Below are 12,283 nucleotides of genomic sequence, written 5' to 3' on the forward strand. Positions count from 1 at the left end.
AAACCATCTCTCGGAAGAGAATCCGGTTGATCGGTAAGGCAACTTTTCAAGCTTAGCTCAGACGTAGATCCCGAACCAAATCGGGTCCTCGTCGAACCAGTGTGAGCGTCAGGCGCTCCTCGTCCAACCTCGTGTCCCGGACCTTTCGGCTCCGGGTCGGTGTCCGTGTCGCTCTGACCTGGAATAAGTTACGCGGCAGCCAGTTTCAATGTCAAATCGCCTGGTCATACGGCCGAAGCGCATATGAAACCCCATGGACGAACTGTCAGCGACGGCGTTTGTCCGTCTGGCGAGGATGTCCGGCACCGGCTTGAGTGATCCATAGGATCCTCTTTTCGTCGTCGATCGCCTACCAGATGCGACCTCCGCCCGTGACTTCATATTGCCACTGATCCAATTCGGCTCCATCGACTTTCACGGTGGCGAGATCGAACTTGAGTGGATGATGACGCGCCGGCTCATCACGGCAACGAGGGTCGGCGGTGATCGCAACCCAAGCCCTGTCGAGATTGTCCGGCGCCTGAGCCAGCAGAACGGACCACCCTTTGGCGGCTTGCCGATCGATCAGCCGCACAATCCAGCCGGTAGGCCTCCTGACTTCGTCGCCTCTGCCCAGCTTGTCAGGCATCCGTGCCACCCGGCCGCTCGACCTCGACAGCATCAGTCGTATCGAACGGTCCGCGTAGGCGCCGTGCCAGTTCGGGATCGGAGTAAATCTCGGCAGTGGACTGCCACTCACGCAGCGCCCGAGCGAAGGGGAGTAATAATCCGGTCTCCGCACCGGCCAGCAGCTGATCGAGCAGTTCGCGAATGCACTGGGACCGCGCCTCGACCGGCAGCCATGTCAGCCATGGCAGCTCTTCGGCAAAGACATCCTCGGCCAGTTCACGATTGACCTTCGCGATGATCGCGAGCGATCGGGCCGCCAACCCCAGCCCCCTGACCATGGCCTCGAAGCGTTCCGAGCGATCAGCACCAGGTTCTCGGCATCGCGCCGCTCGAGGATTACATCCGCATCCTCCAACGCTGGAAATACGCTGGTCTGCTTGTTGATCAGCGTGGAGAACGGAAACGTCCGAGTAGCCATAACCCAGCATACCCGAGACTTCGAAAGTAGTTCAGCACTCGCGTAGCGCGCCCCCGGTTGTCGATCACAGACGAAACGCGCTCCATATACGCCGATAGCCGGCCCACTCCGAAGAGCGGACCGGCTACCGGTTCGAAAGGTGTTGCCGGAGGCTGAACTCAGAAGTCCATGCCGCCCATGCCGCCGGTCGGGTCGCCCGCGGGAGCGGCGGCCTTCTCCGGCTTGTCGGCCACGACGGCCTCGGTGGTGAGGAACAGGGCCGCGATCGAGGCCGCGTTCTGCAGCGCGGAGCGGGTCACCTTGACCGGGTCGGCAACGCCGGCCGCCAGCAGGTCCTCGTACACGCCGGAGTCGGCGTTGAGGCCCTGGCCGGTGGGCAGGTTGGAGACCTTCTCGGCCACCACGCCGGGCTCCAGGCCCGCGTTGAACGCGATCTGCTTCAGCGGCGCGCCCAGCGCGACACGAACGATGTTCGCGCCGGTGGCCTCGTCACCCTCGAGCTTCAGGTCGTCCAGAGCCGGAGCGGACTGCAGCAGGGCCACACCACCACCGGGGACGATGCCCTCCTCGACGGCGGCCTTGGCGTTGCGCACGGCATCCTCGATACGGTGCTTGCGCTCCTTGAGCTCCACCTCGGTGGCGGCGCCGGCCTTGATCACCGCGACACCGCCGGCCAGCTTGGCCAGGCGCTCCTGCAGCTTCTCACGGTCGTAGTCCGAATCCGAGTTCTCGATCTCGGTGCGGATCTGCGCGACGCGGCCCTGGATGGCGTCGGCATCGCCGGCGCCGTCCACGATCGTGGTCTCGTCCTTGGTGATGACGACCTTGCGGGCGGTGCCCAGCAGGTCGACGGTCGCGGTCTCCAGCGAGAGGCCGACCTCTTCGCTGATGACCTCGCCACCGGTCAGGATGGCGATGTCGGCCAGCTGCGCCTTGCGGCGGTCACCGAAGCCCGGGGCCTTCACGGCGACGGACTTGAAGGTGCCGCGGATCTTGTTCACGACCAGGGTCGACAGGGCCTCGCCCTCGACGTCCTCGGCGATGATCAGCAGCGGCTTACCGGCCTGGATGACCTTTTCGAGCAGAGGCAGGAGATCTTTGACGGTCGAGATCTTCGAGCCGACCAGCAGGATGTACGGGTCCTCGAGGACCGCTTCCTGACGCTCCGGGTCGGTGACGAAGTAACCCGAGATGTAGCCCTTGTCGAAGCGCATACCCTCGGTCAGCTCCAGCTGGAGGCCGAAGGTGTTGCTCTCCTCGACGGTGATGACGCCTTCCTTGCCGACCTTGTCCATGGCCTCGGCGATCAGCTCACCGATGGACGCGTCGCCCGCCGAAATAGCAGCGGTGGCGGCAATTTGCTCCTTGGTCTCGACCTCCTTAGCCGACTCCAGCAGACGGTTGGTGACGGCCTCGACGGCCTTCTCGATGCCCCGCTTGAGACCCAGCGGGTTCGCGCCGGCCGCGACGTTGCGCAGACCCTCGCGCACCAGCGCCTGAGCCAGCACGGTCGCGGTGGTGGTGCCGTCGCCCGCGACGTCGTCGGTCTTCTTGGCGACTTCCTTGACCAGCTCGGCGCCGATCTTCTCGTACGGGTCCTCGAGCTCGATCTCCTTGGCGATGGACACACCATCGTTGGTGATCGTCGGGGCGCCCCACTTCTTCTCCAGGACAACGTTGCGGCCCTTGGGGCCCAACGTCACCTTGACGGCGTCGGCGAGGCTGTTCAGGCCCCGCTCGAGGCCACGGCGGGCCTCTTCGTCATACGCAATTGTCTTGGCCATGGCGTTGTTGAGATCCTCCAGATCAGGGATTGACACGATCTGGCCAGGTTCGGTGCCCGCGACGGACGACCGAGTGTCTCGGCCTCACCATCCCGACCTGGCACTCGTTGGTTTGGAGTGCCAGATCCCTTTTTAGCACTCGCAGGTACCGAGTGCAAGGTTCTGAGTCTTTGGCCTCCGCTTCGCTCCGGCGGGTTTTCGGAGTTTTCGACCTCGGCTTCGCTCCGGCTGCTTTCGGCGCTTCAAGGCTCGTCGTTCAGCCCTCGAGACTCGGCCTTCGGCCATGCGCTTCGAGGGCTGAACGACGAGCCCGCGCCGAAAACCTTGGAGTCGGCGTCGCCGACCTATCGCTTCGCGGGCGACTCCCAGCGGGACGGAGACGCTTCGCCGCTGGGCACGCCTATGGTCACGTGCGGGCACGCCAGTTGTCGCGCGGAGGCTCGGTGGCCGCGCGAGAACCAGGCACTAGGTGTCGGTGACGCGCAGGGCCAGGGCGAGGAAGGCGTCGGCGCGACGCTCCTCGGGGGTGCGGGGCTCACCCCGGTCGACTGTGACCTGCCGGGCGTCGTGCAATAAGAGTTCGGCCTCGATACGCATGATGGCGCGGATGAACGGGGGCGCCACCTCGGGCGGGAGATCTCCGTTGACGATATAACTGCCGTCCGGACCCGACTCGGTCTCCACATAGGAGAGCGCTCGCAGCAGGTCAACCCGTAGTTCCCCGGCGATCAGGTCGGAATCGGTGTCATCCGCCATAGCCACATCCTATCCGGACACCTGTTGCACAACTGCATTTCGGCTTATAAAGTACGTACGTACGGTTTGGTTAGGCGCTATCATTCTTCTCGAAATGCGACGTCAGGAGCCGCCCATGTGGGACCCCCAGCAGTATCTGGCCTTCGACGACCACCGCTCCCGCCCCTTCTACGAACTGCTCAGCCGCGTCGACGCCGATCAGCCCCGGCGTGTCACCGATCTCGGCTGCGGTCCCGGACATCTGACCTCGGTGTTGTCCCAACGCTGGCCCGCGGCGATCGTCGAGGCCTCGGACGCCTCACCCGAAATGGTCGCCGCGGCGCGCGCCCGCGGCGCGCACGCGACCCTGCTCGACGTGCGCGACTGGGTCCCCGAGCCCGATACCGACGTCGTGGTCTCCAATGCCGTACTGCAGTGGGTGCCCGGCCATCCCACCCTGTTGGACGAATGGGCTCGCAAACTGCCGCCCGGCGCATGGCTGGCGATCCAGGTGCCCGGCAATTTCGACGCACCCTCCCATCGATGTATCCGGGAACTCGCCGCTCGCGAGCAGTGGCGCGACGCACTCGAACCCGCGGGTCTGCTGCAACCGCGCAACGTCCTGGATCCGACCGGATACGCGAGCGTGCTCGCCGCCGCCGGATGTGCCGTAGATGCTTGGGAGACAACGTATTCGCAGCGCTTAACCGGTGATGATCCAGTGTTGAAGTGGGTATCGGGCACCGCTCTGCGCCCGGTTCGCGACGCGCTCGACGACGTCGGCTGGGATCGTTTCGTCGCCGAACTCGCACCGATGTTGCGCGAGGCGTATCCGCGCCAGGCCGACGGGACGACCTGGCTGCCCTTCCGTCGGGTGTTCGCCGTCGCCCGCACGCCCAACTGAGTCCCGGAGCACGCCGAAGGGCCCGTTCGAACCGAACGGGCCCTTCTTCTGTCGATCCTCATGATCGACGACGATCGACAATCCGATGCACGCACTGCCCGAGCGCACATCGGATCCAGCCTTCTCGACGACCCATCAGCCGACAGGACATTTCGTTCGGGAGCCGACACCGGCAGCTGCGACATCGAGGCAATCGGTCGTCATGATCCGATGCCCGGCGGCACCGCGACCGCCGCGGTGGACGCCGAAGCCGATGACCGATGCGACGTGTCGCCGAGGTGCGCGGCCGCGAATCAGATCTGCGGGGGAACGGGCGGCTGCGGGGGCGCCGGCGGCGCGGGCATCGGAAGGTGCATGCCCTGGGGGTGTTCGGGCGGCGGGGGCGGCTGGTGGCCCGGGGGCGGCAGATGTCCGGGCGGAGGCAGGTGACCGGGTTGCGGGCCGGGTGGGGGCGGCGGTGCGAACTGGGATATCTGAGCGGCGATGTCCTGCTCCAGTCCGGCCTTGTCCAGGCCCAGGCCCGAGAGCACGCCGGAGCCGTCCTCCAGCTCGAGCAGAGCCAGCAGCATATGTTCGGTGCCGATGTAGTTGTGCCCCAGGCGAAGCGCCTCACGGAAGGTCAGTTCCAGGGCCTTGCGGGCCTGGGCGCTGTAGGGGATGAGCGCGGGCACGGCGTCCGGATTTCCCTCCGGGAGTGCCGCGGTGGCCACCTTGCGAACCGCGTCCAGGGCGATGCCGTTCGCGACGATCGCATGGGCGGCGAGCGACTCCGGCTGGGTGAGCAGGCCCAGAACGAGGTGTTCGGGCTGGATCTCCGCGTTGCCCGCCTGTCGCGCCTGTTCCTGCGAGGCCATCACGACCTCGCGGGCGCGCGGAGTGAACCGCGCGAAACCGGCATTGGGGTCCATCGCGGCCGGATCGCCGGAGGGCTTGGGCACGAACCGCTTCTGTGCGGCCTGTTTGGTGACGCCCATGCTGCGGCCGATATCGGTCCACGATGCGCCCGCTCGGCGGGCCTGATCCACGAAATGCCCGATCAGGTGATCGGCCACCTCGCTCAGATGTCCGGCGGCCACGACCGCGTCGGACAGTTGTTCCAGCACGTCGTCGGGACGCGCGCGCTTTATGCCGTCGATCAGATCGTCGAGGCGTATTCTTTCGGTCATTCGTCAACTCTAGGTTGACCAACCTAGAGTCGTCAACCATAAGTTGACGACACGTCCGCGTTGGATAGATGCAATTCCCCGGTCCGGCCAATACCCTGCAGAAGGCAGAAGCAACAGAACCCCCGTCGACAGGTAGATATGTCCGCATTCCGACGCTCGGCCGCCGTCGCCGCGGCCGTGGTGGCAACATTCGCCCTGCACATGCCGACGGCACCGGCCCAAGCGCCGGCCCTCGATCCGGGTCTGGTGGCCCGCGCGACCGCGGCCGACGTCTACGCCAAAAGCAGGCCCGGCACCACCGGAATCGTCGTCTTCGACCGGCAGACCGGGGCCATCTGGCAAAACGGCAATGCGAACTACCAGGTGTGGGCCGAATCCACCGAAAAGCTGGAGATGGTCGCAAGCCTGTTGCTGCGCAACGAATCCGGTGCCATCACCCTGTCCGCGTCGGACCGCGATCTGATGCATCGCATGCTGAACGTCAGTGACGACAACGCGGCCGACGCGCTGTGGAAGCGTTATGGCGGTGCGAGTTTCGCCCGGGACCTGAGCCGCTTCGGCATGACCGCGTCGAAGTTCCGTGACCCGCAACCGTATTGGGGCTGGATGCGGACCACCGCCGCCGACCTCGATCGCTTGATGAATTCCGCACTGGCGCAGCTCAACCCCGCGGACCGCGACTATCTGGTGCACGAGATGCGTTCGGTGGGGCCGGTCCAGCAGTGGGGAGTCTGGGGTGCGGGACCGGCCGCGCAACCCGGCAACAAGGACGGCTGGTCACCCGACAATCCGGACGGCTCGTGGCTCGACAACTCCGTCGGTTTCGTCGGGCCGAACGAGCGCTACACGGTGGCCATCACCGGCAACACCGCGACGGTGAAGAACGGCGACCAGGTCGGCCGGGAGACCGCGACGCATATCTCGAGCATCCTGTTCCAGGGCTACTTCCGCTGATCCCGGCGGAGGCGCCGCACAGAACGCGCGGGTGGTTACTGCTCGGCGACGCCGAGCGCGACCGCGATGGGCTTGTTCTGCTCACTGGATGCCAGGCAGACCAGTTTGGCCGTACCGAGGGCGACGTTGGGGCTGCCCTGCAACCTGGAGCCGGGATTCTCCGCGAGCACCTTCTTCACCAGCGATGTCTCATCGTCGATGCTCATATTCTTGAAGGTGGCGCAGGTCGTCCTGGATGCCGGGCCCAGCTTCGAGTTCACCGGCGAGCTGGAGGCGGCGGCACTTGTCGTCGCGGGGCTGCTCACAGGCGACGACGCGGTACTGCTCGCGACCGCTGACGCGGATGCGCTCGTCATCTTCGACCCGGGGGCCGAAGCAGTCGAATTGTCTTGGTGGCCACCGCATGCGGCGAGCCCCGCCGTCATCGCACCGAGCGCCACGATCATCGCTCCACGAGCGACGATCACCGAAAGTCGTTTCATCTACACGTATTCCCGAAAGTCCGCCAGCGCCGGGCACCCCGACGCGTCGCAGCGTACTGTATCTTCTGCCTCCGCTTCGCTCCGGCGGGGCCGCGGCCCCGCAAGGCTCGATTCTTCCCTCCTCCGCTTCGCTCCCCCGCTCCGTCAGTCCAGAATCGAGCCGGGCCGCGACCTCGGAGTTGGCGTTGTCCACGGTGAACGGACCTGGGTGAACTCGGTGTTGGCATTTGCAAGATACGGGCGGGCGAGACTCGCGGGATGACGCCGGAGTCCGGAATCGACCGGGCCAGGGCCGGACTCAGTGGATGTGGGCCTGCCAATCCTTCGGAACCCGCTCGCGGGGGCCGGGCACGGTCTGGCTGCTGGGATGATGGGCCGGAGGGGCGAGAGCGGGCCCCTCGGAGAACATTTCGCCACTGCGGAAATCCCAGAACCAGTCCTCGCCGGGTTCGAAACTCTGGATATAGGGGTGTCCGGTCTCGGCGAAGTGCTTACTGGCGTGCTGCGAAGGGGAACTGTCGCAGCAGCCGACGTGACCACAGGCGGCGCAGCGGCGCAGATGCACCCACCAGCCCTGCGCCGCCTCACATTCCGCGCAACCCGGGCCGCTGGGCGGCACGCCAGGGTCGATGCCCTCGATGGATTCGGCCATCACTCACCTCCGAGATTCGGTTGCACGACGGAGTCACCGACCACATCGGTGACATCGGCGGAGCGGCCCGGCGGATCGAGCGGCAGCCGGACGATGAACCGGGTGTCGCCCGGCACCGACTCCACTCGGATATCGCCGCCGTGCTTCTTGGCGACGATGCGGAACGAAATGTCCAGTCCCAGACCGGTTCCCTCGCCCACCGGCTTGGTGGTGAAGAACGGTTCGAAGATCCGGTGCCGCAGTTCGGCGGGGACACCCGGGCCGGTGTCGCCGATTTCCACTACGGCGCAGTCGTTCTCGCGACAGGTACGAACGGTGAGGGTGCCGCGGCCCTGCATCGCACCGACGGCGTTGTCGATCAGATTCGTCCACACCTGATTCAATTCCGCTGCGTAACAAGGCACCTGCGGCAGGGTGCGGTCGAAGTCCTTGACCACGGTGATGTCGTCACCGATCTTGCGCGCCAACATCACCAGCGTGCTCTTCAGCAATTCGTGGATGTCGACCACCTGGAACGGCGCGCGGTCCATCTGCGAATACTGCTTGGCCGCGTTCACCAGCGAGGACACTCGCGTGGTCGAATCGGTGATCTCGTTCATCAGCAATTCGGTCTCGACCGTGTAGTTCAGCCAGCGGATCGCACCCTCGAAAACGTCGCTGCCGCAACCTTCCAGCGTCCCGGCCACCCGCTCGAGCCAGTCGACGTCGAAGCCGGCCTGCACGAACGTCGGGGCGATATCCCAGCCGTTGGCGATGCCGTGCTCGTCGAGCCAGTCGCCGAGTTCGTCCTCGCGGTCGGCGGTTTCCAGCGGAGTGAGCGCCGGAGCCTTGGCGACCTGCGTCGCGGCTTCCTCCTGCAGCTGGACCAGCGCCTCCAGCGTATCCGGGGGGAATTTGCCGTGCGCCATCATCTTCAGTTTGTGCCGCATGCCCGCGACGCGGTCACGCAGCGCCGAGGTGGCCCGCACGGCCGCGGAGGCCGGATTGTTCAGCTCGTGCGTCAGGCCCGCCGACAGCGAACCCAGTGCGAGCAGCCGCTCGCGCTGGCCGATGATCTCGTTGCTGTTGCGGTTGCCGAAGAACACGCCCTCGAGCAGATGCAGGGCCATCGGGAACCATTCCTGCATCATCTGCGCGAAAATCGCCGCCTCGAGCACGTAGAAGCGCGATGGTTCGGTGACGTAGAACGATCCGGAGTAGGCCTGATCCACCTTCTCCTGCATATAGGCGGTCCACGCACCGGCATACGATCCGCGATGGTTGGTGCGGATCAGCTCGATCTCCTCGCCGCCGGACTGCTTGGTCAGCACGACCTCGCCCTGCATCAGCACGTAGAAGCAGGTCGCGGGCTCGCCCTCGCGGAAGACCAGGCCGGGTTCGAAGGTTTCCATCCGGCCGTCGCGGCACAACCAGGCCAGCTGTTCGTCGTCGAGCTTCTCGAACAGGAACAGTGTGCGCAGTTCCGCGGGGTCGCAGATCAATTCGGTGCTCTCGGCATTGTCGCTCACGACGCACACCTTCCTTACTGCTTGGCGATGTATCGGTGGACGAGCATGACCGCCATCGCACCTTCGCCTACGGCCGAGGCGACCCGTTTGGCCGATTCGGAACGCACGTCACCGGCGACGAACACACCGGGAACGCTGGTCTCGAGATGATGCGGCGGCCGCGGCAACTCCCAGCCGGACGGGCGGTTGCCGTCCACCATCAGGTCCGGACCGGCCAGAACGTATCCAGCGGCGTCCCGGGTGACGATCGCGTCCAACCAGTCGGTCTCCGGTGCGGCCCCGATGAACAGGAACAACCGCTCGGCATCCACTTTTTCTTCCGAGCCGGTGGCATTGTTGCGCAGCACGAGCCGTTCCAGATGCCCGTCGCCGTCGGCCGCGACCACCTCGGTACAGGGGTGCACGACGATATTGCCGATCTGCTCGATCTGCTGAATCAGATAGTGCGACATGGATTTCTCCAGCGAGTCCGCACGTATCAGGATGTGCACGGTGCAGGCGTGCCGGGACAGGAACACCGCGGCCTGCCCCGCCGAATTCGCCCCGCCCACGATGTAGACGTCGCGATCGGCGCAGTCGGCCGCCTCGGTCATCGCCGAACCGTAATAGACTCCGCGCCCGGTGAATTCGTCCACGCCCGGTGCGGGATGATGCCGGTAGTTGACGCCGGTGGCGATCAGGACGGAGTGCGCCGAAATCGAACTGCCGTCGTCGAAATTCACCACCCGCGCCGACCCGCACACCTCCAGGCCGACCACTTCGCGCGCGGTGATGAGCTCGGCTCCGAATTTCACCGCCTGCCGCCGTGCCCGGTCGGCCAATTGCGCGCCCGACAAGCCGTCGGGGAATCCGAGGTAGTTCTCGATACGCGAACTCTGCCCGGCCTGGCCGCCGGTCGCGGTGCGTTCGACCAGGACCGTGCGCAATCCCTCGGACGCCCCGTAGACGGCCGCGCCGAGTCCGGCCGGGCCGCCGCCGATGACGATCAGATCGTAGAATTCGCCGGTCGGATCGGTATTGAGCCCGACGCTCGCGGCCAGTTCGCTGTCCGAGGGGGCCAGCAGCGCCTTTCCGGCCGCATCGATGACCACCGGGCAGTTGTCCGCGGACGCGCCCGCCGCCTGCAACAACCGCGAACCCTCCGGCTCGTCGGCCAGATACCAGCGGTAGGGCAGCTGATTGCGAGCGAGGAATTCCCGCACCTGCGAACTGCGCGCGGACCAGCGGTGACCGATCACCTTGGTCTCGTGCACCGGGCGATGTTCATCGCCGCGCCATGCCTCGAGCAGCGCGTCGATCACCGGATACAGCTTCTCCTCCGGCGGATCCCACGGCTTGAGCAGATAATGGTCCAGATCGACGACATTGATCGCCTCGATGGCGGCGTTGGTGTCGGCGTACGCGGTCAACAGCACGCGCCGGGCGTGCGGATGCAGGTCCATGGCCTGCTCCAGGAATTCGATGCCGTCCATTCCCGGCATCCGGTAATCGGCGATGAGCACGGCGACCGGCTGACCGCGCAGCTTCAACTCGCGAAGCGCGTCGAGTGCCGAGCCGCCCGATTCCGCGCGCAGAATCCGGTAGTCCCCGCCGTAGCGTCGCCGCAGATCGCGCACGACCGCTCGGGAGACACCCGGGTCGTCATCGACGCTGAGGATTGCCGGTTTGGCGGCAGCTGGTGAAGTCACTGGATCTTTGGCCTCCGCTTCGCTCCGGCTGTTCTTCGGCGCGGAGTGTCTGGCTGAGCCTATCGCTTCGGGGCGACTTCCAGCCGACGGAGACGCTTCGCCGCCGGGCACGTCGGCGGTTACCTGTGCGGCGTATCAACTACGACGGCTTTGCCCAGCTAAGACGAGCCCCCGCGGGGATGCTGGACGATATCGAGTTCGGTCGGCGTGAGCAGTCGTTCGAGTCGTTCTTCCAGATCGGCCCGCGCTCGCTTACCGTGCATGCGCGGGAGATGGATGTGCTCGGTCTCGGAAACCGGAAGTAGCGGAACGGAATCCGCCTGCCGATGCAGGAGGGTACGCAAATTCACGGCCGATCACCTCACATGAGACGGGACATACTCCGGTTGGTTGCTTCGTTGCCTGCCGTTATCTCTATCTGCCATTGTGCGTCGTTTATTACCGATTGGGACAGCGTTCACATCGGAATGTGATCCAGTTGATCTTCACCCTCGAAGTGACCGTCGTCACCGATTGCGACCGCGCGCCGCGCCAGTAGGATTTGCCGGTACCGACAGTCACACCGTCACACACCCGGAGGCGACGTTGCCGAAACCCCTGGAAGCCACCATCGAGATCGCCGCGCCGCCGGAGCGGGTCTGGGCGGTGCTGACCGATCTGAAGAGGATGCCGGAATTCAGCCCGAACACCGTCCGGATGATCCCGCTGGGCGCTGTCCGCGCGGGCACCTGGACGGTCAACCTCAATCACGACACGTACTACTACCCGACCACCTCGCGCATCGTGCGCTTCGAGCCCGACCGCGCCTTCGCCTTCCGGATGAACGAGAACCGCACGGTCTGGAGCTACACCCTCGAACCCACCGACTCGGGCACCCGCCTCACCGAGCGCCGCGACGTCCCAGACGGCGTCCGCAAGCCGGTCCGGGTCTTGATCAACACCTTCCTGGGCGGCGAGGAAGAGTTCGAGAGCCACCTGATCGACGGCATGAACGAAACCCTGACCAAGATCAAGACCGCCGTCGAGAGCTGACCGCCCGCGTCACCGACACCACGCCCGCACGGACACGGCCGCCCCGAACGCGACCAAGCCAGCCCACAACGCGCGACACAGGACCCACCCGCTACCTCGCAACGCGCGACACAGGACCACCGCGGCCACCCCCGCAACACGCAACGCAGGACCACCCCGCAATGCCGCGACACAAGACCCACCCGGCCACCCCACAACGCACGACACAGGACCGACCTGGCCACCGCGAAACGTCCGGCGGGCGAAGCGTCTCCGTACGCCGGAACAGTCAGGCAAAATAGGCCAACCACA

Annotated in this window: 13 protein-coding genes and 1 pseudogene; 4 read left to right on the forward strand and 10 right to left on the reverse strand. The window is 65.7% G+C overall.

Annotation, left to right across the window (positions count from 1 at the left end; translation table 11 throughout):
- Window positions 1-349: 349 nt before the first annotated feature.
- The 4 genes from NV1_RS44385 to NV1_RS00020 all read right to left on the reverse strand — a co-directional run bounded on the left by NV1_RS44385 (window position 350) and on the right by NV1_RS00020 (window position 3,627).
- Window positions 350-628, reverse strand: coding sequence for a hypothetical protein (locus NV1_RS44385; RefSeq protein WP_218026893.1), 279 nt, complete (start codon window positions 626-628; stop codon window positions 350-352).
- Window positions 621-947: a hypothetical protein gene (locus NV1_RS00010; protein ID WP_218026894.1), complete on the reverse strand. Its 327-nt coding sequence runs from the start codon at window positions 945-947 to the stop codon at window positions 621-623. Before NV1_RS00010 ends, NV1_RS44385 begins: the two co-directional genes overlap by 8 nt.
- Before the next feature lie 298 nt (window positions 948-1,245).
- Window positions 1,246-2,871, reverse strand: coding sequence for a chaperonin GroEL (groL, locus tag NV1_RS00015; protein WP_067884050.1), 1,626 nt, complete (start codon window positions 2,869-2,871; stop codon window positions 1,246-1,248).
- Window positions 2,872-3,336: 465 nt separating this feature from the next.
- Complete coding sequence (locus tag NV1_RS00020; RefSeq protein ID WP_067884025.1) at window positions 3,337-3,627, reverse strand: DUF222 domain-containing protein; 291 nt, start codon at window positions 3,625-3,627, stop codon at window positions 3,337-3,339.
- A 115-nt stretch (window positions 3,628-3,742) separates the two neighbouring features.
- On the opposite strand from NV1_RS00020, the gene NV1_RS00025 reads away from it, so the two are divergent.
- Entirely contained in the window at window positions 3,743-4,510 is a 768-nt protein-coding gene (locus NV1_RS00025) for a trans-aconitate 2-methyltransferase (protein ID WP_067884026.1), read from the forward strand.
- Window positions 4,511-4,971: 461 nt separating this feature from the next.
- Here NV1_RS00025 and NV1_RS00030 read toward each other — a convergent pair.
- Window positions 4,972-5,676 (reverse strand): annotated as a pseudogene (locus tag NV1_RS00030) (Clp protease N-terminal domain-containing protein); the annotation flags it as partial.
- Between the two features lie 138 nt (window positions 5,677-5,814).
- Here NV1_RS00030 and NV1_RS00035 point away from each other — a divergent pair.
- The gene (locus NV1_RS00035) at window positions 5,815-6,630 is read left to right on the forward strand and encodes a serine hydrolase (protein ID WP_067884028.1); all 816 of its coding nucleotides are present in this window, start codon (window positions 5,815-5,817) and stop codon (window positions 6,628-6,630) included.
- A 35-nt stretch (window positions 6,631-6,665) separates the two neighbouring features.
- Here NV1_RS00035 and NV1_RS45395 read toward each other — a convergent pair whose 3' ends face one another.
- On the reverse strand, window positions 6,666-6,836 hold the full coding sequence (locus NV1_RS45395) for a hypothetical protein (RefSeq protein ID WP_245713478.1): 171 nt from the start codon (window positions 6,834-6,836) through the stop codon (window positions 6,666-6,668).
- Window positions 6,837-6,840: 4 nt separating this feature from the next.
- Here NV1_RS45395 and NV1_RS45400 point away from each other — a divergent pair, with 4 nt between their 5' ends.
- The gene (locus NV1_RS45400; RefSeq protein ID WP_245713479.1) at window positions 6,841-7,374 is read left to right on the forward strand and encodes a hypothetical protein; all 534 of its coding nucleotides are present in this window, start codon (window positions 6,841-6,843) and stop codon (window positions 7,372-7,374) included.
- 36 nt (window positions 7,375-7,410) lie between these two features.
- Here NV1_RS45400 and NV1_RS00045 read toward each other — a convergent pair whose 3' ends face one another.
- The 4 genes from NV1_RS00045 to NV1_RS43105 form a co-directional block, all read right to left on the reverse strand.
- Entirely contained in the window at window positions 7,411-7,764 is a 354-nt protein-coding gene (locus NV1_RS00045) for a UBP-type zinc finger domain-containing protein (RefSeq protein ID WP_067884041.1), read from the reverse strand.
- Window positions 7,764-9,272: an ATP-binding protein gene (locus NV1_RS00050; protein WP_067884043.1), complete on the reverse strand. Its 1,509-nt coding sequence runs from the start codon at window positions 9,270-9,272 to the stop codon at window positions 7,764-7,766. The genes NV1_RS00045 and NV1_RS00050 overlap by 1 nt, the downstream gene beginning before the upstream one ends.
- A 14-nt stretch (window positions 9,273-9,286) precedes the next feature.
- Window positions 9,287-10,960 carry an NAD(P)/FAD-dependent oxidoreductase gene (locus NV1_RS00055; RefSeq protein ID WP_067884045.1) on the reverse strand — a complete coding sequence of 558 codons (1,674 nt, stop codon included), beginning with the start codon at window positions 10,958-10,960 and terminating at the stop codon, window positions 9,287-9,289.
- Between the two features lie 158 nt (window positions 10,961-11,118).
- Entirely contained in the window at window positions 11,119-11,310 is a 192-nt protein-coding gene (locus NV1_RS43105) for a hypothetical protein (RefSeq protein WP_157116343.1), read from the reverse strand.
- 235 nt (window positions 11,311-11,545) lie between these two features.
- On the opposite strand from NV1_RS43105, the gene NV1_RS00060 reads away from it, so the two are divergent.
- Window positions 11,546-11,992: an SRPBCC family protein gene (locus NV1_RS00060; protein WP_067884047.1), complete on the forward strand. Its 447-nt coding sequence runs from the start codon at window positions 11,546-11,548 to the stop codon at window positions 11,990-11,992.
- Window positions 11,993-12,283 lie beyond the last annotated feature (291 nt).

The sequence above is a fragment of the Nocardia vaccinii NBRC 15922 genome, assembly GCF_001613305.1.
GTDB lineage: Bacteria > Actinomycetota > Actinomycetes > Mycobacteriales > Mycobacteriaceae > Nocardia > Nocardia vaccinii.